At 41.4% G+C, this 22,392-nt stretch carries 21 protein-coding genes and 1 other RNA gene; 9 read left to right on the top strand and 13 right to left on the bottom strand.

Annotated features, from left to right (window positions below; all coding sequences use genetic code 11):
* The first annotated feature begins 108 nt into the window (after window positions 1-108).
* Window positions 109-1,563 carry a membrane-bound lytic murein transglycosylase MltF gene (gene mltF, locus K358_RS0110885; protein WP_051241285.1) on the top strand — a complete coding sequence of 485 codons (1,455 nt, stop codon included), beginning with the start codon at window positions 109-111 and terminating at the stop codon, window positions 1,561-1,563.
* Window positions 1,564-2,030: 467 nt separating this feature from the next.
* Here mltF and tadA read toward each other — a convergent pair whose 3' ends face one another.
* From tadA to K358_RS0110850, 6 genes are all read right to left on the bottom strand, one after another.
* Window positions 2,031-2,558 (bottom strand): tRNA adenosine(34) deaminase TadA, encoded by a 528-nt coding sequence (gene tadA, locus K358_RS0110875; protein WP_027696846.1) that lies wholly within the window; start codon window positions 2,556-2,558, stop codon window positions 2,031-2,033.
* Window positions 2,559-2,650: 92 nt separating this feature from the next.
* Window positions 2,651-3,928 (bottom strand): hypothetical protein, encoded by a 1,278-nt coding sequence (locus K358_RS0110870; RefSeq protein ID WP_027696845.1) that lies wholly within the window; start codon window positions 3,926-3,928, stop codon window positions 2,651-2,653.
* 112 nt (window positions 3,929-4,040) lie between these two features.
* Entirely contained in the window at window positions 4,041-4,439 is a 399-nt protein-coding gene (locus K358_RS0110865; protein ID WP_027696844.1) for a type IV pilus modification PilV family protein, read from the bottom strand.
* Complete coding sequence (locus K358_RS0110860) at window positions 4,429-5,763, bottom strand: hypothetical protein (protein WP_027696843.1); 1,335 nt, start codon at window positions 5,761-5,763, stop codon at window positions 4,429-4,431. Before K358_RS0110860 ends, K358_RS0110865 begins: the two co-directional genes overlap by 11 nt.
* A complete protein-coding gene (locus K358_RS0110855) occupies window positions 5,763-6,329 on the bottom strand; it encodes a hypothetical protein (protein ID WP_156888721.1) in 567 nt (188 codons plus the stop codon). Before K358_RS0110855 ends, K358_RS0110860 begins: the two co-directional genes overlap by 1 nt.
* A 34-nt stretch (window positions 6,330-6,363) precedes the next feature.
* Window positions 6,364-6,879 (bottom strand): GspH/FimT family pseudopilin, encoded by a 516-nt coding sequence (locus tag K358_RS0110850; protein WP_027696841.1) that lies wholly within the window; start codon window positions 6,877-6,879, stop codon window positions 6,364-6,366.
* Window positions 6,880-6,981: 102 nt separating this feature from the next.
* Between K358_RS0110850 and K358_RS18380 the strand changes: the two genes are divergently transcribed.
* The gene (locus K358_RS18380) at window positions 6,982-7,446 is read left to right on the top strand and encodes a type IV pilin protein (RefSeq protein ID WP_051241283.1); all 465 of its coding nucleotides are present in this window, start codon (window positions 6,982-6,984) and stop codon (window positions 7,444-7,446) included.
* A 75-nt stretch (window positions 7,447-7,521) separates the two neighbouring features.
* Here the strand turns inward: K358_RS18380 and dnaJ are convergent, their stop codons facing one another.
* The 4 genes from dnaJ to grpE all read right to left on the bottom strand — a co-directional run bounded on the left by dnaJ (window position 7,522) and on the right by grpE (window position 13,122).
* On the bottom strand, window positions 7,522-8,661 hold the full coding sequence (gene dnaJ, locus K358_RS0110840; protein ID WP_027696840.1) for a molecular chaperone DnaJ: 1,140 nt from the start codon (window positions 8,659-8,661) through the stop codon (window positions 7,522-7,524).
* 269 nt (window positions 8,662-8,930) lie between these two features.
* The gene (dnaK, locus tag K358_RS0110835) at window positions 8,931-10,841 is read right to left on the bottom strand and encodes a molecular chaperone DnaK (RefSeq protein WP_027696839.1); all 1,911 of its coding nucleotides are present in this window, start codon (window positions 10,839-10,841) and stop codon (window positions 8,931-8,933) included.
* 454 nt (window positions 10,842-11,295) lie between these two features.
* Window positions 11,296-12,327, bottom strand: coding sequence for an L-glyceraldehyde 3-phosphate reductase (gene mgrA, locus K358_RS0110830; RefSeq protein WP_027696838.1), 1,032 nt, complete (start codon window positions 12,325-12,327; stop codon window positions 11,296-11,298).
* Between the two features lie 156 nt (window positions 12,328-12,483).
* Window positions 12,484-13,122: a nucleotide exchange factor GrpE gene (grpE, locus tag K358_RS0110825; RefSeq protein WP_027696837.1), complete on the bottom strand. Its 639-nt coding sequence runs from the start codon at window positions 13,120-13,122 to the stop codon at window positions 12,484-12,486.
* Window positions 13,123-13,333: 211 nt separating this feature from the next.
* Here grpE and nadK point away from each other — a divergent pair, with 211 nt between their 5' ends.
* From nadK to bamE, 3 genes are all read left to right on the top strand, one after another.
* Window positions 13,334-14,218, top strand: coding sequence for an NAD(+) kinase (nadK, locus tag K358_RS0110820; protein WP_027696836.1), 885 nt, complete (start codon window positions 13,334-13,336; stop codon window positions 14,216-14,218).
* Window positions 14,219-14,431: 213 nt separating this feature from the next.
* Window positions 14,432-16,096: a DNA repair protein RecN gene (gene recN, locus K358_RS0110815; protein WP_027696835.1), complete on the top strand. Its 1,665-nt coding sequence runs from the start codon at window positions 14,432-14,434 to the stop codon at window positions 16,094-16,096.
* 209 nt (window positions 16,097-16,305) lie between these two features.
* Window positions 16,306-16,668, top strand: a complete 363-nt coding sequence (bamE, locus tag K358_RS0110810) for an outer membrane protein assembly factor BamE (RefSeq protein ID WP_027696834.1) — start codon at window positions 16,306-16,308, stop codon at window positions 16,666-16,668.
* A gap of 95 nt (window positions 16,669-16,763) precedes the next feature.
* Here the strand turns inward: bamE and K358_RS0110805 are convergent, their stop codons facing one another.
* Together K358_RS0110805 and K358_RS0110800 are read right to left on the bottom strand one after the other, a co-directional pair.
* Window positions 16,764-17,090 (bottom strand): RnfH family protein, encoded by a 327-nt coding sequence (locus K358_RS0110805; protein WP_027696833.1) that lies wholly within the window; start codon window positions 17,088-17,090, stop codon window positions 16,764-16,766.
* Between the two features lie 30 nt (window positions 17,091-17,120).
* On the bottom strand, window positions 17,121-17,555 hold the full coding sequence (locus tag K358_RS0110800; protein ID WP_027696832.1) for an SRPBCC family protein: 435 nt from the start codon (window positions 17,553-17,555) through the stop codon (window positions 17,121-17,123).
* Window positions 17,556-17,668: 113 nt separating this feature from the next.
* Here K358_RS0110800 and smpB point away from each other — a divergent pair, with 113 nt between their 5' ends.
* Both smpB and ssrA read left to right on the top strand, forming a co-directional pair.
* Window positions 17,669-18,154: an SsrA-binding protein SmpB gene (smpB, locus tag K358_RS0110795; RefSeq protein WP_027696831.1), complete on the top strand. Its 486-nt coding sequence runs from the start codon at window positions 17,669-17,671 to the stop codon at window positions 18,152-18,154.
* A gap of 191 nt (window positions 18,155-18,345) precedes the next feature.
* Window positions 18,346-18,712: a transfer-messenger RNA gene (ssrA, locus tag K358_RS19050) on the top strand.
* Between the two features lie 117 nt (window positions 18,713-18,829).
* Here ssrA and K358_RS0110790 read toward each other — a convergent pair.
* Window positions 18,830-19,684, bottom strand: coding sequence for a PA4780 family RIO1-like protein kinase (locus tag K358_RS0110790; protein ID WP_027696830.1), 855 nt, complete (start codon window positions 19,682-19,684; stop codon window positions 18,830-18,832).
* A gap of 275 nt (window positions 19,685-19,959) precedes the next feature.
* On the opposite strand from K358_RS0110790, the gene ahpC reads away from it, so the two are divergent.
* Together ahpC and ahpF are read left to right on the top strand one after the other, a co-directional pair.
* Window positions 19,960-20,517 (top strand): alkyl hydroperoxide reductase subunit C, encoded by a 558-nt coding sequence (gene ahpC, locus K358_RS0110785; RefSeq protein WP_027696829.1) that lies wholly within the window; start codon window positions 19,960-19,962, stop codon window positions 20,515-20,517.
* 197 nt (window positions 20,518-20,714) lie between these two features.
* Window positions 20,715-22,283 (top strand): alkyl hydroperoxide reductase subunit F, encoded by a 1,569-nt coding sequence (gene ahpF, locus K358_RS0110780; protein ID WP_027696828.1) that lies wholly within the window; start codon window positions 20,715-20,717, stop codon window positions 22,281-22,283.
* The last annotated feature ends 109 nt before the right edge of the window (window positions 22,284-22,392 follow it).

Below are 22,392 nucleotides of genomic sequence, written 5' to 3'. Positions count from 1 at the left end.
ATTTTGCTGATATGGTCGCCATTTGGTATAAAGTAGCTACTAATGGCTTTGTGAGATTTCCTTTTGATAAAACTTTGTTCTCATTCCAACTTTAAGCGTTTGGTTTTCATGTTATTTATCCTTTCTGGGATAACCGCATGCAAACCAGATAGCAAATCGATGACCGACCTAGAAAAGATCCAAGAACGTGGCGTTTTGCGAGTTGGTACCTTAAATAATCAACTTTCTTATTTTATTGGTCCTGACGGACAAACTGGTTTGGAATATGAATTGGCGAAACAATTTGCCGATCAACTTGGTGTGAAACTGGAAATAAAACCCGCTTATCACCTTACTGGCTTACTACCTGCCTTAGAAAACCACGAGGTTGATATTGTCGCCGCGGGGTTAAGCCATACGCCTGAACGATTAAAAAAATTCAATGCGGGCCCTGCGTATTACTACGTTAGTCAGCAAGTGATCTATAAAAAAGGCACTTGGCGACCAAGAAACTTACAGCAATTGCTCGACAAAAAAGGCGAGCTTCACGTCGTTAAAGGCTCTCAATATGAATACACCTTACAGCAGCTTAGTAAAATCCACCCTGATTTAAAATGGACCAGTAGCGATACCGAAGATAACACAGACTTATTAAAGGATGTTTCCGAAGGGAGAATTGATTTTACGGTAGTAGATTCTGTATCACTTTCGATCACTCAAAGACTTCATCCTAACTTAGCTTTAGCGTTTGAATTAACAGACGACAAACCAGTTTCTTGGTTTGTTCGAAAAAATAATGATGATTCTTTATATGCGTTAATTTTAGAGTTTTTTGGTCAATTTAATCAATCAGGGCAGCTGGCAAGTTTAGAAGAAAAATATTTCGGTCATATTCAAAGTTTTGACTATGTTGATACTCGTGCCTTTATTCGTTCATTAGACAGCAAACTGCCAAAATATAAAAAGTTATTCCAAACTTATTCTAAAGAATTTGATTGGCGCTTAATTGCTGCCTTGTCTTATCAAGAATCACATTGGAACCCTTACGCCAAATCACCAACCGGCGTACGCGGAATGATGATGCTAACCCAATCGACCGCAAAAATGGTGGACGTAGAAGATCGTCTTGATCCATCACAATCCATTCGCGGTGGTGTTGAATATTTACGACGCGTCATTAAGCGTATTCCTGACTCTATTCCTGAGCATGAAAAAATTTGGTTTGCTCTTGCCTCTTATAACGTAGGTTATGGTCATGTAATGGATGCCAGACGTATTACCCAGTATGAAAAAGGTAATCCAGATTCTTGGACTGATGTAAAAGAAAGGCTGCCCAAATTACGCATTCCGGGTTATTACAAATATACTCGTTACGGCTTTGCTCGAGGTGATGAAGCCAAAAACTACGTAGAAAATATTCGTCGTTATTACCAAACTATCATTGGTTATGAAACAGAGAGTCACCTAGTAGATTCTGATACTGCAAAAGAGGATGATTTTCAGGTTATTCCACCAGCGGTCAGTGAGGCTGAATCTAACAACCTCGATGAAATCGAGAAAGATAAAGTACCAACCACTGATTAAGTAACCATACGTCAAACTATGAAACCAAGCAGCCCCAATCCTTAGTTTACCGCTAATGATTGGGGCTTTTTATTATTGATAGGAAGCTAGAAAAATTAATAGTTGGAAAGAGTGATTTAGTTCGTGAAAAATGATTAGCAGGAAAAAATAAACTGTGCTAAAACTGTCATGAACATGTCACAAAAAAACGATATAAATAAGTTCAATAAAAACGAATATTAAGGAGGCATAACCATGTTCTCTAAAAAGAAAACAATGAACCGGCTTGTTCGTAATAAAGCGAACACCACTCGTAGAAAACGTATGCTAGCCAACAATAAGAAACAGGTTCTATGGCGTCATCGCTCTTACGTTTTTTGGTCAGAAGTGGTTTCGTAGCACTAACTAACAACAAGACTAACAATCTAAAAACTCGCGACACCGTATATCGACAAACAATTTATTGAATTTTTGTTTGTCGATAAATATCACTCCCCTGTATTCCCCTTCCTAGCCTGTTTAATCTCTTTTCGGCGACGCTTAAAAAAAGCTTGTAGCTGATGACGACACTCTTCTTCTAATAAACCGCCTTCTACCTGTGCGTAATGATAAGAAGCTTGGCTTTCGAATAGATTCAATACCGTTCCAGCCGCCCCTGCTTTTAAGTCATAAGCACCAAAAACAATACGACCTACTCGACTGTGCAATAATGCGCCAGCACACATAGGACAAGGCTCTAAGGTGACATATAAAGTGGTATCTAACAGACGGTAGTTTTGCTGTATCTTGCCAGCTTGACGCAATGTGACAATTTCCGCATGCGCGGTAGCATCATGATCACTAATTGAAGCATTCCAACCTTCGGCAATGATCTTACCCTCTTTGACGAGTACCGCCCCCACAGGCACTTCACCATGCTCTTCCGCAATATCGGCCAGTTGCATGGCGCGCTGCATAAACACTTTATCTTGCTCACTAAAAGCAACTTGAGGCTTATCCTCACTCTCTGAACACATGTCAGTTAACTCACAGGTTACATAATCTAGCCCGATTATACCTGATCACATTTAAGATAGAGAGTTTGAAAATAAAAGGGTTGAAAAAGCAATTAAAAATCCTGCCAAGAGCCTTTTACCCACTTAGGTGGTGTTATTCCAAAAATTGAATCAATCACATCTCCGTTATAACTAAACTTTAAGGAGTCATGGAACATAACTAATTGACCATCTACATCCAAGAATTGCCCACCGGTAAAATTAAACGATCCTCGTTGAAAATATGCCGCAGTATTTGCATCAGGGTAATCCTTCCCAAACGCCTTTTTCACTTGATTATTAAACCCAGGGTTACTGAGGTATGAATCTCCTTCCAACCCATTCCAGTCAGAACTCGTCGGTTGAAAGCCATCATTCAGTTGAAATAAGACACCTTTGAAACTGCCCGAACCATGTAGTGAAAAAACACCATTATGAACGAGTAATAATACGCCATCCGTTGATTGCGTTGCTTGAGACATACTCGATAAGCTAGACCCTGTTATTTCACACGATCCATCAATCCAAATATGATGATTACCCAACTCAATAAGCTCTTCTACCTTTTGCCCACAATCGCTCACTCTAGGAGATTCACTACCTGTAACCGCTTTATCTCCGGACAATATAGCAAACTCATATTTAGGGTTATCTCTAACTTGTTTCCAATTATCTTTCGTGGTTTCAAACATGGCTTCAAAGGGTTTTAATTCTTCATCATGAACCACCCCCTGCTCCTTCTTATTACCCCCTCCTTTGCCACCAATACAATCTTTACCGTTACTGTCAAACCCCTCATAAGGTTTCTCGTTTATTTGAACACCATGATTAACTAAATTACCTCCTATCGAGATTTCACTCTTATAGCGAATCGCAACACAATCCCAACCCTCTTCTGTTTCTGTTCCTGGATCAGGAGGACTCACCAATGTGGCTGCTTGGGTAAATAGATCCCCTGTCGATTGGATCGCACCAGCTAATCGATTGTTGCTGAAATCCATTACTTTTCGGATGATAGGCCGACCAACATCATCTAAGGGTTGAAGTGAATACTGTTTACTCCCAACAGAAACAACAGAGATACTGTTTATCTCTAGTGGTAATTGACAGTCATCTTTTAGGTAGTCTGATTGTGTGAGTGCACCGAGAGCTCGATCAAGCTGAGCTTTAGTAAACGCACACTCAACGGCCCCCTCCCCAGCCCAAGCGGCCTGCCTCGCCGCAATTTCATTTTGTACACGTTTGGATTGGAAGTAGGTCGACTTATAAGAAGCAAGCGATAGGGTTAGAGCAGCAATTAAAATTAACCCACTAAAAAGGAGGCCCGCAGCCCCCTTCTGATATCTCATCATTGCAGTTCCTTTGCATTAATTATTATTTTTAAGACAAAGAAATTTTAATTGATAAATTGGTTATTTAAATTAATTTGAGACGGTTGTTGATAGTTACAACAATAAATTAGAGTCAGTTATCAAATTCATTATATTTAGAGATCATAGTTTTCAGCGCAACGGATTGCCGCTCATTCCAACGAGTATCCCAGCCAGTTTCAATCTCGATAGTTTTTAAAGCACCAGACAGAGAATCATTGACAACCCACTTAGTGGTATAGACTCCAGAAACATCAGAACCACTCGAAATAGTAGAAAAAAGCAATGTTCCATCAGCGCCGCTAACAGAGCGTGAACGGAAAAACTCTAATTTCGTCTCAGCTAAATGCAGAGCTTTAATACTGTTTTCAGCATAATCGGCTTGCCTTTCCATATAGGTTTGCAGTTTGATTAACCCCATAATGCCGACGATAAGAATGATAAAAGTGATCAACACTTCAATTAAGCTAAAGCCCTGTTGTTTAGAAATCATTCCATGATCCTTTTAGCCAGCGAGGAGGAAGAACTCCAAAAATTGAGTCAAGAACATCACTGTTATAACTAAAGTTCAACCCATTATGAAAGTAAGCAATTTGTCCGTCCATATCTAACATTTGACCACCAGTAAACCAAAAGGCTCCATTCTGAATATAAGACACCTCACTCCCTGTAACCCTTGAAGGATAAAAAGACCAAGTAATGTTTTCATAGGTGGACTTTCCAATCAAACCATCCCAACTACCAGGAACTGGTAAAAAAGAATCATTAAAATGAAAAAGGGATCCCTTAAATTCTCCTGAACCATGAATAGAAAATACCCCATTATGAACAAGAAGAAGGACACCATTTGTATCCTGAGTAGCATCCGCAATATCGGTAAGTAGTTGGGGCTGATTTGGATCTGGGTCATCAAATAACTCACACGAACCTTCAATCCAGATTCTCGTTTTACCAAGATTTATTTCATTTAATACAGCTTGTCCACATAATGTGGCAGTTGATACTGATGGGTTGGGCACAACTAAACTACCCGTATCAATTACACCAAAGTCATATAATGGATTATCCCGAACCGACTCCCACGCGCTCGAAGCAACACCAAAAACCTCCTCAAATGGTCTAATATTAGGGTCAACTTTAAAGTCTCCCTTTAATTCTGATAACAAGCCTGACCCTGAATTAGTTTTACTACTAGATAAACAGTCACCTGAAGATGGACTGAAGTCACTGGAAGGCATCACTGAAAAACCAGAATTAACTACGGCTCCCCTAAAGCCCAAATTTCTTATATACCTGACAGAAGTGCAATCCCACCCAGATCCAGTGTGAACTCCTGGGTCTGGCGGATTAAAATTACTGGAACCATTAACAAACAGATCAGCGGTAGTTTTTATAGCTCCCGCACTACTATTTCTAGAAAAGTCGATCACCTTAGAAAGCGTTAAAATAGATATACCTTCTTGCTCAAATTTAGGTTCTATTCGATATTTTTGCTCCCCTAAAGAGTCGATGTTCATTGAGGTTAAATTCGTGGATGCTACGCAATCAGAATCAAAATAAGTTGTCCCTGAATCTAAAACAGATTGATCCCTATCTTGATACATTTTTGTATATGCACACTCAAGCCCTCCTTCGCCAATCCAATGAGCTTTACGCGCCTCAATTTCATTCTGTGCACGCTTAGCTTGAAAGAAAACACCTTTATAACTTGCCAATGAAAGAACCAACGCAGCAGCAAGCAGCAACACAGCCACTAGTAATGTTGCAGCTCCTTGCTGTTTCGAATAAAGGTAAAAAGAAACTCTACGTTCAAACATTACTTCCAGTTCCTTTGCTTAATTTGAGTCGACATAGTTTGTGGATACGAACCATCAGATAAAGAGGCAGTTAAGGTGATGGTATAAAGTGCTGAACTGACCGTAGAACCCAAGGCCTGACTGACGACTTCAAAATCATTTACTTTAATTCTATTTGTATCGAGAAGTGAAAATGATGGGTTAGCCGAAGTGCCGCACGGGATTAAAGTTTGCGTTGTCGATACTGATCTCTCACAAACTCTTAAAGCTTCATCTTTATAAATAAATGCCACTTGAGTGTATAAGCTACTAGCTCCACTCAATTGGGCTTGATATCCATAAGCTAAACTATTGGAGGTTGCTTCGATAATCGAACTTGCCCCAGATAAAACGAAACTTTGCCCATTATTACCATTAAAGCCAGCTCTTTGGGTATCTTCTTTAATGTAACGTAACGCTTCATTCATACTCTGTAAAACAAACAGACGTTGAGATCTTTCTGCTGCAATTTTCTGACTCGAAAGGAAAACACCGCCGACTGCGATTAACGCAATGATTCCCATCGCGGACGCAATCATTAACTCCACAAGAGAAACACCTTTTTGGTACTTCCTTAATGCCTTAACACTCCGGATAACCATATGCCCCCCCTGTCACACTGCAAATTCGCGTGCTACTACGGTTATGAAACTTCAACATTAAAGGTTTGATTGAATCTACCGAGAATTGGATATTGCCATTTTGTGTTGGACGGCCATTCACCCGGTCAAAGATCGTCGTTGTTGATGAAGCGGTATAGTTGACGGTGATATTTTTAAAAGGCGCACCATCCAAATATGTTAACGCATTGACTTTCGCTGCATGACGATCTGAAGGTGCGGTTGGAGAAGTATTAGTCACCAATGCCCACTCCCCTGCATAGGCTGCCCCATCTTGTACAAAGTGCAAATAAAGCTCCTGATTTCTTAATACGGCCTCTGATTTAGCTTGTCCCCAAAAGCCTTGCAGTTCCTCTGCTAACCTTTGCATTTTCGATCTTTCACTCATCCCACTAAACGATGGCACGGCCGCTGCTAACAAAACAGCTAGCACGACTAATGAAATCAGCATTTCTATTAGCGTAAACCCTCGAGCCATTCCCCAAAATCCTCTGCAACTAGTTACATCTTGATATTTCAACTTGCAGTGATGCTAACACTTATCAAAAATGGCATAAGCCTCTAACTGGAAGTAATAGAAATGATTCGAATAAATCGATGTAAAAAAAGAAGCACAAGACAAAAAGGAATGACATTGATCGAATTATTGATCGCTGTAGCGATTATTGGTGTTTTGACCGCCATCGCCTACCCAAGCTATCAAGAACATGTGTTAAAAAGTCACCGCTCTTCTGTCATGTCCGATATGATGAAAATTCAGTTAGAGCTTGAGCAACATCGCACCCAAAGTGGCAGTTACGATTATACTATTATCGATAATACCGCGGGGACATGTGACTCTAGCCTAGGCTGCCAAACCGACAGTGACCGCTATAAATTTTCTATAACTTCCGGTGCCAGTGGTATTGCTTATTATGTGATTAAAGCCACTCCACAATCCGCCTTGGGACAAGATAAAGACAAATGTGGCACGCTAGAGATGAATGCTGGTTCGGTAGGGAGCGCTAAGAAAGGTAGCGTTAATGTAGATGGATGTTGGAATTGATTTGCGAGACTCGTAAACCAACAAAGCCTCCACTATCACTAGCAGAGGCTTTGTTGTTCATATCAAAATTGACTATTAGCTCGTCAAATCATCAAAGAATTTTTTCACACCATTGAAGAAACCCTCTGATTTCGGCTTATGCTTTTGGCTTGCTTCTTCGCCACCAAAAGACTCTTCAAGTTCGCGTAATAATTCTTTTTGACGAGAGCTTAATTTCACGGGTGTTTCGACTACTAGCTTACAAATTAAGTCACCGGTTGCGCCACTGCGTACTGATTTCACACCTTTGCCGCGCATACGGAACATACGGCCAGTCTGCATCTCAGCAGGCACTTTAAGCTTAAAGCGACCATCTAACGTTGGTACTTCTACTTCGCCGCCCAATGCAGCTAAAGTAAAGCTTACCGGTACTTCACAATGTAAATTATTGCCGTCACGTTCAAAGATATGGTGGTCTTTTAAATGTACTTGTACATATAAGTCACCGGCTGGAGCGCCACGTTCACCCGCTTCACCTTCGCCGTTTAGACGAATGCGATCGCCAGTATCAACACCAGCAGGGATCTTAACATTTAATGTTTTGCTCTTATTCTTACGGCCTTCACCATGACAAGCACCACATGGGTCCTTAATGATTTGACCACGACCATGACAAGTAGGACAGGCTTGCTGCACAGCAAAGAAGCCCTGACGCATTTGAACTTGACCATGACCATGACAAGTGCCACAAGTTTGCGATCTTGAGCCCGCTTTAGCGCCACTACCGTCACACACTTCACACTCTGTTAGAGTTGAAATGTTAATCTCTTTTTCACAACCGCGAACCGCTTCTTCAAGAGACAGTTCCATGTTGTAGCGTAAGTCTGCACCACGTTGAGCTCGCTGTGGTCCGCCACGACGGCCGCCACCAAATATATCGCCGAAGACATCACCAAACATGTCTTCAAAGCCGCCGCCTCCACCGAAGCCACCGCCGCCGCCCATGCCACCTTGTTCAAAGGCTGCATGACCGTATTGATCGTAAGCTTGCTTTTTATGTGGGTCCGTTAAAACTTCATACGCTTCTTTAACTTCTTTAAATTTGTCAGATGCATCCGCTTCTTGGTTGCGATCTGGGTGATATTTCATCGCAAGACGTTTGTACGCCTTTTTAATATCGCGCTCTGATGCATCACGGCTGACACCTAATACTTCATAAAGATCACGTTTTGACATGCTCGGTTCACCAATATTCTTTTTACCAACAAGCATTGCTCATCAGTGTGTGTTTTAAACTATGAGAAGCTATATCTAGCTAGATAATCCGATATACCTTAAACCTCTATCAATGACAGCTTAGGTAGAAGTGATTATCTAGCGGGACAAATTAACCAGTATCAGATCGAAAATTGCGGGCGTGAGAGACAAACTCTAAACGCCCGCAGTTTCGTATCATTCACCCTTAGTTAATTAAAGGTGACAGACTTAACAATAATCAACCTCGATTATTTTTTGTCTTCGTCTTTAACTTCTTCGAACTCAGCGTCAACAACGTCATCTTCAGGTTTAGCTTGCTCGCCACCTTCAGATTGTTGTGCTTGAGCTTTCTGCTGAGCAATTTCCATCAATTTTTGAGCTGCTGTTGCTAACTCTTGAACTTTAGTGTCGATGGCTTCTTTGTCATCGCCAGACTTCACTGATTCAAGTGCTGCAATTGCTGCTTCAATTTTCTCTTTCTCGTCAGCTGGAAGTGCATCACCTGCTTCTTCCATTTGCTTACGAGTACCGTGGATCATTTGATCAGCTTGGTTACGAGTCGTTACTAACTCTTCGAACTTTTTGTCCGCTTCTTTGTTAGCTTCCGCTTCTTGTACCATTTTCTCGATTTCTTCATCTGATAGACCACCAGATGCTTGAATCGTGATTTTTTGCTCTTTACCTGTCGCTTTATCTTTCGCAGAAACGTTCAAGATACCATCCGCATCTAGGTCAAACGTTACTTCGATTTGTGGCATGCCACGTGGCGCAGGGTTAATACCTTCTAGGTTAAATTGACCTAGAGACTTGTTATAAGTCGCTTGCTTACGCTCACCTTGTAGTACGTGAATCGTTACTGCGCTTTGGTTGTCTTCTGCTGTTGAGAACACTTGATTCGCTTTTGTTGGAATCGTTGTATTTTTCTCAATTAGCTTAGTCATAACACCACCCATCGTTTCGATACCGAAAGATAGAGGAGTCACATCTAATAGAAGCACGTCTTTCACGTCACCCGCAAGAACACCACCTTGAACGGCAGCACCAATTGCTACTGCTTCATCAGGGTTCACATCTTTACGAGCTTCTTTACCAAAGAATTCAGCCACTTTTGCTTGAACCATTGGCATACGTGTTTGACCACCTACTAGGATAACGTCAGTAATGTCACTTACTGATAGGTCAGCATCTGCTAGAGCAACTTTTAGCGGCTCAAGAGAACGTTGAACTAGATCTTCAACTAGAGATTCTAGTTTAGAACGAGTTACTTTTACGTTCATGTGCTTAGGACCAGTCGCATCCGCTGTCACGTATGGAAGGTTCACGTCTGTTTGTTGTGCAGAAGATAGTTCAATCTTCGCTTTCTCAGCCGCTTCTTTCACACGTTGCATCGCAAGTGGATCGTTTTTCAGGTTAATGCCTTGCTCTTTTTGGAACTCAGATACTAAGTAGTTGATCAAACGAGTATCAAAGTCTTCACCACCTAGGTGAGTATCACCGTTAGTTGCTAGTACTTCGAAAGTTTGCTCGCCTTCGTGCTCATCAATTTCGATAATAGAGATATCGAATGTACCACCACCAAGGTCATAAACCGCGATAGTGCGATCGCCGCCTTTCTTATCAAGACCGTAAGCAAGTGCAGCTGCTGTAGGTTCGTTGATAATACGCTTAACTTCAAGACCTGCGATACGGCCAGCATCTTTTGTTGCTTGACGTTGTGCATCGTTGAAGTATGCAGGAACCGTAATAACGGCTGCAGTTACTTCTTCACCAAGGAAATCCTCAGCGGTTTTTTTCATTTTCTTCAAGATTTCAGCTGAAACCTGAGGAGCGGCCATTTTTTGGCCTTTTGCTTCAACCCAAGCATCACCGTTATCTGCCTTAACAATTTTATAAGGCATGATTTCGATATCACGTTGAACTTCTTCGTCTTCAAAACGACGACCGATCAAACGTTTGATTGCGAACAATGTATTTTCAGGGTTAGTGACCGCTTGGCGTTTTGCAGGTTGACCTACTAATGTTTCGCCATCTGTATAAGCAACCACTGATGCTGTTGTACGTTCGCCTTCAGCATTTTCAATTACGCGTGGTTTGTCGCCGTCTAATACCGCAACACATGAGTTAGTTGTACCTAAATCAATACCAATGATTCTACCCATTTGACATTCTCCAAAGAATTTCAGTTATTCAATTTTTGCTATACCCAGCTTTTGATAACAAATAGATGGGGGCTCAAAATTGGGATTCAACCCTGTAAGCTAAATTTTTATCTATCCCCGAAAATAGTTGGAGTTGCAGTGAGGCGACAAATTCATCAGACCCCATGAGCGTAGCTTTCCTACGTGATTGGGCCAAATGAATGCAGTCAACAAAGCTGCAGCTTCAAATATAAAAGGGATATGAGCGTTACGTTTCTGTATGCACAATAGATAAGGGCGACAAAATGCTTTTCAAGGGGAGAAATAAAAAAATTAATGTCTTTCTGTCTCTTTCAAGAGATTAAAGCCATAAAAAAGCTGCCCCATCGATAAAAGGCAGCTTGATGGTTTACTTATATGCCTAAGTGATTTGGCTATAAATAAAATACCGGTCTATTGAGAATATCTAGTCTGATTAAACTTGCGAAGATTTCGCCCATAGATTGATAGCTTCATCTTGCGCGTATAAATCAATCTCATCCAACTCTTGCTGAGTAAACTCCAAGTTATTCACCGCTCCCGCGCAATCTAGTACCTGCGAGGCTTTTGACGCACCAATTAACGCTGTGGTAATTCCTTCATTACGCAATACCCAAGAAATCGCCATTTGTGCCAAAGTTTGGCCGCGACGCTGTGCAATCTCATTAAGCGCTTTAATTTTTTCGATTGCTTGTTCGGTTAGCATATCTTGCTGTAACGACTTGCCTTGCGTTGCCCGGCTACCTTCAGGCACACCATTGAGATATTTAGTGGTTAACATCCCCTGAGCTAACGGGCTAAATGCGATAGACCCTACACCGAGCTCTTTTAATGTGTCTTTCAAACCATCCGTTTCTACCCAGCGATTTAGCATGCTGTAACTCGGTTGGTGAATTAAGCACGGCGTCCCGAGATCATTTAAAATCTCAACCGCTTTACGAGTACATTCTGAATTATAAGAAGAAATGCCAACATATAAGGCTCTTCCTGATTTTACGATATGATCAAGCGCCCCCATAGTTTCTTCCAGTGGCGTGTTTGGATCAAAGCGATGAGAATAGAAAATATCAACGTAATCGATGCCCATACGTTTTAACGATTGATCACATGAAGATATTAGGTACTTACGCGATCCCCATTCGCCATAAGGGCCATCCCACATGTGGTAACCCGCTTTACTTGAAATAACCAACTCATCACGTAGGCCTGCGAAGTCTGTTTTTAAAATTTCGCCAAACGCTCGCTCTGCACTACCTGGCTCAGGTCCATAATTATTGGCGAGATCAAAGTGAGTAATACCATTATCAAAGGCAGTTTGGCAGATCTCACGCTTATTTTGATGACTCGCATCATCCCCAAAGTTATGCCACAGCCCTAAAGAAACCGCAGGCAATAGCAGACCAGATTGTCCACAGCGGCGATATTTCATTTTTTGATAACGATCTTCAGCAGGTACATAGCGACTCATAACATCTCCTAAAACGAAAAAAGTGTAGAGAAAATCATTCCCTACACTTTCATATTCGCTAGCATTCAGATTGAGTCTTTAGCTAAAAGTTTGAAAGCGATCACCCTCTGAATACCAAACAGTGATCTTTCTAACAACTTTTTTGCGTTGATGAATCTACTTCGCAACCATCACCATGGCAGGACGAATCACTCGACCATTTAATTCATAACCTTTTTGCATCACCATCATCACGGTATTAGATTCGTGATCTGGGCTTTCTTGCATACCAATCGCTTGATGAAGCTCAGGGTTGAATGCTTCACCTTCTGGATTAATTGCCACGAGTCCATACTTAGCAACCGTATCAATGAAGGATTTGTGTGTCATCTCAACACCTTCAAGAATCGGCTTAACCGCTTCTTCTTCAGGGTTGGCTGCTTGTAGAGCTCGCTCTAAGTTATCGATTACTGGCAATAATTCTTCAGCGAATTTATTCAATGCGTACTTACGAGCTTTATCAATTTCTTGCTCGCTACGACGGCGCATGTTTTCAACTTCCGCTTTAGCACGCAGTACTGAATCTTGCTGCTCTTTAATTTGAGCTTCCGCAGCATTTAACGCCGCTTCTAATTCGATAACACGAGAAGCTTCTTGCTCCACTTGTTCAATTTCGTCATTCCAATCGATATCGCCTTCGCCACCAATGGTTTGAGCGTCATCTGTATTGACATCATCTTCAACAAGTTCTTGCTCAACTTGTAGATCTTGCGATTTTAGCTCTTCATCTTGCGGTTTGTTATGTTCTGTAGTCATGATATCTCCAAGAATATATTCAACACCATGCGCTTGTCCTAACGGAATAGGCACAAAATACTCGCATAGTCGTTCCACTTGCCTTTATTATGGGGATGAAGATTTATGATTCAAGCGTAGAGTGCGTTTATCTTTCACTATGCTTAATAAATATGCCTGATAAAATACCAAAAAAACCTTATCGCCCCTTTTCACAATAGAGTTGAATCCTATGCAGAAGCCTTTTAACGTTATTGCCATTATTGGTAAGCCTCGCGACCATAAAGCTGTGCAAACGCATAAAGAGCTTTTTCATTGGCTGATAGAACAGAACTACACCGTATTAATAGATGATCGCTTGATCGATATTTTAGATGACCTTCCCAAAGATGTATTTTCCAGTTTACTTAAGATCGGCGAACAAGCGGATTTAGCGATTGTGGTTGGCGGTGATGGCAACATGCTCGGTGCGGCGCGTATTTTATCTCGCTTTGATATTTCAGTTATCGGGGTTAACCGAGGTAGCCTAGGTTTCTTAACCGATCTCAACCCTGAGGATTTTCACGATGCTCTACTCAAAGTACTGAAAGGCGAATACCTAGTTGAAGAACGTTTCTTATTAGAGGCAGAAGTGCATCGTAGTGACCATGTGAAAAGTCATAATTCTGCGTTAAATGAAGTGGTTCTGCACCCAGGTAAAATCGCTCATATGATTGAATTTGAAGTCTACATTGATGACCGATTTGCTTTCTCACAACGCTCCGATGGCTTAATCGTTTCAACACCGACTGGCTCAACTGCCTATTCACTTTCTGGCGGCGGCCCGATTTTATCACCTAGTTTGAATGCAATTTCATTGGTTCCAATGTTCCCTCATACTTTATCTAGTCGTCCTTTAGTTGTTGACGGCAATCGCAAAATTAAACTAGTGGTATCCCCTGATAACAGAGGCACTCAAGAAGTCAGTTGTGACGGCCAAATATCACTCCCAGTGTCACCTGGGGATGAAATTCAAATCTTCCAAAGCCCAAGCATTTTAAAGCTGATTCACCCTGAAGATTACAGCTACTACCATGTATTGCGTCATAAACTAGGTTGGTCGAGTAAATTATTTTAATCCCAGCTTACTGACTCGCTACTAGATAGCAGATAGCAGATAACAGATGTAATAATGAATATGCTCAGATGATCCCTGTGATCACCTGAGCATTTTTATATCTAGCTAACTACAAGATGCAAAATTCACACAAAAAAACTTTACTGTATAAAAAGCCAGTATATACTGTTTTTACATACAGTGATTTGTTTTATCTTTTTTCGAGGTGGATTTATGCTCTCCCATTTAAGTATTAATAATTTTGCAATTGTTAAGTCTTTACAGCTAGAGCTTTTCAAAGGAATGACAACCATTACCGGTGAAACAGGTGCCGGTAAATCTATTGCGATTGATGCGCTAAGCCTGTGTTTAGGTGGTCGTGCTGATAGCAATATGGTACGTCCTGGTGAGGAAAAAACCGACATCACCGCTTCCTTTATTTTAGATAACAACATTAATGCCACTCGATGGTTAGAAGACAATGAATTACTGGATGGTGAAGAATGCATTATTCGTCGTATCATCACTAATGAAGGTCGCTCGCGTGCGTTTATCAATGGTAATCCAGTGCCATTGTCACAATTGAAATCACTAGGACAAAACTTAGTCAACATTCATGGGCAGCATGCTCATCACCTACTGATGAAGCCTGAACACCAATTAACCTTACTAGACCAATACGCCGGCCACCAACAACTGATCCAAGCGAGTAAAAAGCATTATTCAGATTGGCGTCAACTACGAAACCAACTTAAGAATCTGCGAGCCAATAGCCAAGAAAATCTAGCTCAAAAGCAATTGCTTGAATATCAAGTGAAAGAGTTGGACGAGTTAGCATTATCTGAAAACGAATTTGAAGATCTCGAACAAGAACATAAAGTCCTTTCAAGTAGTGGACAGATTGCGGTTATTTGTCAACAAGCAATCAATGAACTGTATGAAGACGAAGAAATGAATGCGCTTAGCCTACTTCATTCTGTCAGTCATTCACTCAGTGAGCTTGCAGAATTAGATCCATCATTGGCTCACCTACCAAATCTATTATCGGAAGCCATGATCCAACTAGAAGAAACTAACTCAGAATTAAGACATTACTCCGATAACATCGATGTTGACCCAGCACGAATAGCCGAAGTCGAAGAACGTTTCAGCAAAGTAATGACTACCGCGCGTAAGCATCACGTTCGTCCGGAAGAGTTATATCAATATCATCAAGAAGTAAAAGCGCAAATTGAAGCGCTCGATTGCTCTGATGAAAAGTTCGAGCAATTAGAAAAAGATGTCGATGATAAATATCAAACCTTTATAACTGCTGCTGAAAAGCTGAGTAAAAGCCGTAGCCGCTATGCGAAAGAGCTAAATAAACTGATTTCTCACAGTATGCATGAGCTAAGCATGGAAAAAGCGCAATTCTGTATTGATGTGATAAAAGATGAAAAACATGCTGCGCCACTAGGCATAGATCAAATCAATTTCTTAGTTTTAACCAACCCTGGCCAGCCATTACAAGCGTTAGCCAAAGTCGCTTCTGGTGGTGAACTGTCTCGAATTTCATTAGCGATTCAAGTTATTACGGCGCAAAAAGTTCAAACACCGAGCCTAATATTTGATGAAGTGGATGTCGGTATCAGTGGCCCAACGGCAAGTGTTGTAGGAAGAATGCTACGTAAGCTAGGTGAGTCTACTCAGGTACTTTGTGTCACCCACTTACCGCAAGTAGCCGGCAGTGGTCATCAGCAATTATTTGTCGCGAAACAAACCAAAGCTGGCAAAACAGAAACTCGTATTCATCAATTAGATGAAAATCAACGCATTGATGAACTGGCTCGTTTACTTGGCGGTAGCACGATTACTGATTCAACCAAAGCGAATGCCAAAGAACTGTTAGTTGCGGCTTAGGTCTCGGGTCTCGGGTCTCGGGTCTCGGGTCTCGGGTCTCGGGTCTCGGGTCTCGGGTCTCGAAAAACAATGGTCATTTATATTAACTTTGCAACTAAACTCTAAATTTTAGGTCTTAATTTGCATGTTTAACACTGCGGGCTTTTACTTCTTCGCTTGGCTTGTTTATCATCGAGCAAGATTTTCGCCTTTAACTCAAAGAAACCACTATGCATTTTAAAAAGTGGATACTCATTATCCCTTTCGCTTTAACGATATTATCTGGCTGTAGCGTACTTGAACGCTTGGTTTATCGCATCGATATTGCTCAAGGTAACTACATAGAGCAGCCAGATGTCGACAAACTTAGAGTTGGCATGACCAAAGAACAGGTTCAATTTGTTCTAGGCTCGCCAATGTTAGTTGAAAATGGTTACCCTGATACTTGGTACTACATTTACCACTTCACTCACGGGCATGATGATACTGTTCAGAAAAACTTTATTGTGAAATTTAATCCCCAAACTCAAGCATTAACCGAGGCTTCGGGTGATTTTGAGTTAAGCCCTGATTTCAATACTCCGCTCAATTAATAGCGAGTAAACGTAAAATGGCCTATCAAGTAGATATTAATATCTCACTTGATAGGCCATTTTTTATCGTTCTTTATTCGCTTAAGCTCAATAAATTAAGCTTTCTTCTTGGCTTGTTCTGCTTTTGTTTGCTCTGCTCGCTTACGGCGAATTTCTTTTGGATCCGCCAATAAAGGTCGGTAAATCTCAATGCGATCTTTATCGCGTACCGTCGAATCTAGTTTTATATTTCGACTAAATACACCAACTTTATTTTTTGCTAAATCTATCTCAGGGTAATTAGCCAAAACACCTGACTGTTCAATAATTTCCTGAACGGATAAATCCTCTGATACTGCAAGTTCAAACACTTTTTGCTCATGCGGCAGCGCATACACCACCTCAACATGGATCAGTGAATTGGCACTTGTTTGTTCTGTCATTATTTCCTCACCTATATGGCAACTTGCCAATCAATTATTGTACATTTGCTTGGCACGTTGAGTAAAAGAGTTCACCATATTGTTAGTTAGTTCAGTGAATACTTTACCAAACGCCATCTCCACGAGCTTATTACTGAATTCAAACTCTAAACAAAGCTCAACTTTACAAGCAAAATCATCTAATGGAGTAAACATCCAAAATCCAGTTAAGGACTTGAAAGGGCCATCCACTAGCTCCAAATTAATCCTACGGCCAGGTTCCATTGTATTAGAGGTAGTAAACGTTTTTTTAATCCCGGCTTTTGATACATCAACCGAGGCAACCAAAGCGGTATTGGTAGACTCAATCAGCTTGGAACCTGAACATCCTGGTAAAAACTCAGGGTACTTTTCAACATCATTAACTAAATCATACATTTGCTGAGCACTAAACGAGACTAATGCTGAACGATTAACCTGAGGCATACTTCTTCCTAATTTGAGCCATGAAGCAAATTCTCGAAAATAAACAAAATATTACCAAGAATTAGAACAAAAGGATTCGCCAAAATAAAAGCAATCCGTATAATGAGGCCATTATGGCAAAGAAAAAATCAAAATCAAAAGCCGGTAGTAATACTATCGCTCTTAACAAGCAAGCTCGACACGAATATTTCGTCGATGATGAAATAGAAGTTGGTCTTGAGCTGCAAGGTTGGGAAGTCAAATCTTTACGTCAAGGTAAAGCCAATATCGCAGAAAGTTATGTCTTTCTTCGCGACGGTGAAGCATTCCTAAGTGGCGCGTCAATAATACCACTTCAACAAGCTTCTACCCACATTGTTGCTAACCCAACTCGTGTTCGTAAGCTATTACTTAACCGCCGTGAACTCGATAACCTATTTGGCCGCGTAAACCGCGAAGGCATGACATTAATTGCCCTATCGCTCTACTGGTCAAAATCTTGGGTTAAAATGAAAATCGGGGTGGCGAAAGGTAAGAAACTTCACGACAAACGTGATGATAAAAAGAACCAAGATTGGCAGCGTGATAAAGCTCGAATTATGAAGAGCAGCTTACGCTAACATTCCGTTTTTAAGTAAAAATATCAAGTGAGTTAATGTTAACCACTTAAACGCAAGTTGCTAGACTCTTAAAGGTTTTATGTTACTATGCGTTTGAAGTATCGATTTATCATAATACTTGGTAAGGATACAAAGCGTGAAAGCGCAGTTTGACATTTTGATGAGTAGTTCAAAATCAATCAAACAACCTTGGGGCTGATTCAGGATTCGACGGGAATTTGTAAGTCTGAGGTGCATGTCGTGGGGCGGTTGGCCACGTAAAAAGCCGCAAAAAAATAGTCGCAAACGACGAAAACTACGCACTAGCAGCTTAATAACCTGCTGAGAGCCTTTCTGCCCTAGCTTCCGTTTGTAAGACGGGGAACAACAGAGAGTCAAACCCAAACAAACTCGTGTGGCGTCTCCCGCCTGAGAGACAAAGCATTAAAAATAATTCAGGATAGCCATCAACTAGCGTGTCGGTTCGCAGGTCGGTGGTGAAATTAAAGATCGACTAAGCATGTAGTACCAATGATGGATGATTTTCGGACGCGGGTTCAACTCCCGCCAGCTCCACCAATCGATTGGAAAGGCCGCTAAGTTTAAAGCTTAGCGGCCTTTTTGATTTTTATAATCTAGAAAATAGAATCGAGTTCAAATGCGCTGGCGGGATTTGAACCCGCATCCGCTTTGGTATTACTCTTGCTCTGATTCACTCTTTCTTAATTCACGAGTTTCTGCTTCCAATCTTGCCGCATCAATTTCATCTAAGATGGATTCTACGTCGGCTAATTCGTCGGACTCGACAAACAATCCGGTCAATTTAGTATCGGGAAATAACTCGCCCGCTTGGTACAACTGCCACATTTCTTTGGCGTATTCGGTTTGCTCTAGCTCTGGTACATATTGGCCGTAGTAGCTACGCATATTGTTTACATCACGGGCAAACATCCATTCCGCGTTATTGTTGGCGGAGGCATTGACGGCTTGGGGTAAATCGATGATCACTGGCCCATATTCATCCACCAGCACATTAAATTCTGATAAATCACCATGAATAATCCCTGCGCATAACATACGTTTGATGTACTCAATCATTTCATCATGATCTTCTAACGCTTGTTCGGCGGACATAGAGACATCATTTAAACGCGGCGCAACAAAGCCTTCTTCATCGGTAATGAGCTCCATTAACAACACGCCATCCACTACCCCATAAGGTTCAGGCACTCGTACTCCGGCAGCTTTCAAGGCATAGAGCGCATCGACTTCGGCGCTTTGCCAAACCGCTTCTTGCTCACCACGACCAAATTTAGAGCCTTTTTCCATGGCGCGAGCACGGCGGCTGTTTTTTACTTTACGTCCTTCTCGATATTGTACCGCTTGCTTAAAGCTACGTTGATTGACTTCTTTATACACTTTAGCGCAACGAATTTCGTCACCACAACGCACGATATAGACTGACGCTTCTTTGCCACTCATAAGTTGGCTCACTACGTCATCAACGACGCCATCTTCAACCAAAGATTGCATTTGTTTAGGTATTTTCATTACAGAGGTGGGACTACTTATAGAAAAGGAAGGTATACGGTTAGCTTATCTCATTTATGGTTAATTAGATATTGTTGCTGTTATTAAGCGATCTTCTATGCTCCAAACGAACAATAGAAAAAACCTATCAATACAATAAGAACAATCTATTTTTCAAAGCACTCAAACAATGTGAATATACTTCCCGTAAGCAAGAAACGAGGCGCAATAACGCATTGCCCCATTTAGATTTCTGTAAGAATTTAGAATTTTCAATAAAAGGGAAAGACAATATTATGATTAACACTCAAATCAAACCATTCAACGCAACAGCATTCAAAAACGGCGAGTTTGTTGAGGTTTCAGAAAAAGACGTACTAGGTAAGTGGGCTGTATTTTTCTTCTATCCAGCAGACTTCACGTTTGTATGTCCAACAGAATTAGGCGACCTTGCTGATCATTACGAAGAGCTACAAAAACGTGGCGTAGAAGTGTACTCAGTATCAACTGACACTCACTTCACTCACAAAGCATGGCACGATAGCTCTGACACTATCGGTAAAATTCAGTACTACATGCTAGGTGACCAAACAGGCAACATCACTAACAACTTCGGTGTTATGCGTGAAGGTCAAGGTCTTGCAGACCGTGCAACATTCTTAATCGACCCAGAAGGTACGATTCAAGCAATGGAAATCACAGCTGAAGGTATCGGTCGTGATGCAGAAGATCTACTTCGTAAAGTGAAAGCAGCACAATACGTTGCAGCGCACCCAGGTGAAGTTTGCCCTGCGAAATGGAAAGAAGGCGAAGAAACACTAGCACCTTCTCTTGACCTCGTAGGCAAAATTTAATTAGCCACTAGTCCTAATATGCCGTTAATAACTCCCCATTATTAACGGCTAATTCGAGAGCTAGTTGATGGTATTACTTCTGACGACCTATTCCGTTGGCTAGCTCTCACCCTGTTTTTATTTTCGAAATTTGATTTATCCAGAGTAACCACTCTCATTTTAAAGAACTCTAATTTTTAGAAGTAAGGTGTCATAGCATGCTTGAACAAGCGATCAAACAACAATTAGAACAGTATTTAGCCAATGTAAAACATGATATCCAATTAGTGGTTAGCCTAGATGAAAGCAAAGCCGCGCAGGATATTCTTGCTCTTGCTAATGAAATTGCTGAATTAAGCTCATTTATTACCGTGGTACGCGATGACGCAGCTAGCGATCGTAAGCCTATCATGTCTGTGGTTAACCCAGAAAAAGGCACACAATTACGTTTTGCTGGTCTACCAATGGGCCATGAATTTACGTCATTAGTTTTAGCGCTACTGCATTCGGGCGGCCACCCAATCAAGCTAGAAAAAGAAACCATTGAGCAACTTGGTCAACTAGGCAAAAAGCTTGATGTAGAAGTGTTTATTTCTCTGTCATGCCAAAACTGCCCAGATGTCGTCCAAGCGTTCAATATGATGTCAGCCATCAACCCTGATATCCGTACTACCATGATTGACGGCGCGCTATTCCAAGATGAAGTGAAAAATCGCGACATCATGGCGGTACCAAGTGTATTTGTAAATGGTGAATTATTTGGCCAAGGCCGTATGACGCTAAATGAAATCCTTGGCAAACTTGATGATGGTGCAGCCGAAAAAGCCGCTGCTAGCTTAAACGAAAAAGACCCATACGATGTATTAGTCGTTGGTGGTGGCCCTGGTGGTAGTGCTGCGGCTCTATACGCGGCACGTAAAGGTATTCGCACGGGTGTTGTTGCCAAACGTTTTGGCGGACAAGTCATGGATACGATGGCGATTGAAAACTTCATCTCAGTAAAACGTACTGAAGGACCAAAATTAGCCACCGACTTAGCCGAACATCTAAAAGAATACGATGTTGATGTAGTAACCGAACAACAAGCCGACAAAATCATGGGCGCGCCACATACTGAAGATGGTCTGATCCATGTTGCTCTTGAAAGCGGTGCGACATTAAAAAGTAAAAGTATCATCCTTAGCCCCGGTGCTCGCTGGCGTGAAATGAATGTTCCGGGTGAACAGGAATACCGTAACAAAGGAGTCGCTTACTGCCCACACTGTGATGGTCCATTGTTTAAAGGCAAGAGAACCGCAGTTATCGGTGGTGGTAACTCAGGTATTGAAGCTGCGATTGATCTAGCAGGTATTGTTGAGCATGTAACGGTACTGGAATTTGCTGATGGTCTACGCGCAGACCAAGTGCTTATTAACAAAGCGAACTCACTGCCTAACATCGACATTATTACTATGGCGCAAACCACTGAAGTCATAGGTGATGGTAAACGTGTTACTAGCCTTAAGTACAAAGACCGCAACACCGATGAAATTAAAGAAATCGAACTAGCGGGTATCTTTGTTCAAATTGGCCTAGTACCGAATACTGAATGGTTAAAAGACAGTGAAGTGAAACTATCAGAGCGTGGTGAAATCATCGTAAATGATCGCGGTGAGACTAGCATGCCAGGTGTGTTTGCTGCGGGTGATGCAACCACAGTGCCTTATAAGCAAATCATTATTGCAATGGGTGACGGTGCAAAAGCAAGCTTAAGTGCCTTTGATTATCTGATTCGCCAAGATGGTTAATCTCTAATAATTAGAGCCTAGAAAAATCATAGTTTGATACCAAAACGAGCTCATCACGAGCTCGTTTTTATTGGATATAACCCCAAGTAATTTGGATATAAACCGACTT

Source organism: Vibrio litoralis DSM 17657 (genome assembly GCF_000426765.1).
GTDB classification, from domain to species: domain Bacteria; phylum Pseudomonadota; class Gammaproteobacteria; order Enterobacterales; family Vibrionaceae; genus Vibrio; species Vibrio litoralis.
Note: the sequence above shows the minus strand (reverse complement) of the source record. Positions and strands in the feature narration are given on the sequence as shown.

Excerpts from the sequence above, each read along its gene's own strand:
- mltF (WP_051241285.1), top strand. The coding sequence starts at position 109 with ATGTTATTTATCCTTTCTGGGATAACCGCATGCAAACCAGATAGCAAA.
- tadA (WP_027696846.1), bottom strand. The coding sequence starts at position 2,558 with ATGTGTTCAGAGAGTGAGGATAAGCCTCAAGTTGCTTTTAGTGAGCAA.
- K358_RS0110870 (WP_027696845.1), bottom strand. The coding sequence starts at position 3,928 with ATGATGAGATATCAGAAGGGGGCTGCGGGCCTCCTTTTTAGTGGGTTA.
- K358_RS0110865 (WP_027696844.1), bottom strand. The coding sequence starts at position 4,439 with ATGATTTCTAAACAACAGGGCTTTAGCTTAATTGAAGTGTTGATCACT.
- K358_RS0110860 (WP_027696843.1), bottom strand. The coding sequence starts at position 5,763 with ATGTTTGAACGTAGAGTTTCTTTTTACCTTTATTCGAAACAGCAAGGA.
- K358_RS0110850 (WP_027696841.1), bottom strand. The coding sequence starts at position 6,879 with ATGGCTCGAGGGTTTACGCTAATAGAAATGCTGATTTCATTAGTCGTG.
- K358_RS18380 (WP_051241283.1), top strand. The coding sequence starts at position 6,982 with ATGATTCGAATAAATCGATGTAAAAAAAGAAGCACAAGACAAAAAGGA.
- dnaJ (WP_027696840.1), bottom strand. The coding sequence starts at position 8,661 with ATGTCAAAACGTGATCTTTATGAAGTATTAGGTGTCAGCCGTGATGCA.
- dnaK (WP_027696839.1), bottom strand. The coding sequence starts at position 10,841 with ATGGGTAGAATCATTGGTATTGATTTAGGTACAACTAACTCATGTGTT.
- mgrA (WP_027696838.1), bottom strand. The coding sequence starts at position 12,327 with ATGAGTCGCTATGTACCTGCTGAAGATCGTTATCAAAAAATGAAATAT.
- grpE (WP_027696837.1), bottom strand. The coding sequence starts at position 13,122 with ATGACTACAGAACATAACAAACCGCAAGATGAAGAGCTAAAATCGCAA.
- nadK (WP_027696836.1), top strand. The coding sequence starts at position 13,334 with ATGCAGAAGCCTTTTAACGTTATTGCCATTATTGGTAAGCCTCGCGAC.
- recN (WP_027696835.1), top strand. The coding sequence starts at position 14,432 with ATGCTCTCCCATTTAAGTATTAATAATTTTGCAATTGTTAAGTCTTTA.
- bamE (WP_027696834.1), top strand. The coding sequence starts at position 16,306 with ATGCATTTTAAAAAGTGGATACTCATTATCCCTTTCGCTTTAACGATA.
- K358_RS0110805 (WP_027696833.1), bottom strand. The coding sequence starts at position 17,090 with ATGACAGAACAAACAAGTGCCAATTCACTGATCCATGTTGAGGTGGTG.
- K358_RS0110800 (WP_027696832.1), bottom strand. The coding sequence starts at position 17,555 with ATGCCTCAGGTTAATCGTTCAGCATTAGTCTCGTTTAGTGCTCAGCAA.
- smpB (WP_027696831.1), top strand. The coding sequence starts at position 17,669 with ATGGCAAAGAAAAAATCAAAATCAAAAGCCGGTAGTAATACTATCGCT.
- K358_RS0110790 (WP_027696830.1), bottom strand. The coding sequence starts at position 19,684 with ATGAAAATACCTAAACAAATGCAATCTTTGGTTGAAGATGGCGTCGTT.
- ahpC (WP_027696829.1), top strand. The coding sequence starts at position 19,960 with ATGATTAACACTCAAATCAAACCATTCAACGCAACAGCATTCAAAAAC.
- ahpF (WP_027696828.1), top strand. The coding sequence starts at position 20,715 with ATGCTTGAACAAGCGATCAAACAACAATTAGAACAGTATTTAGCCAAT.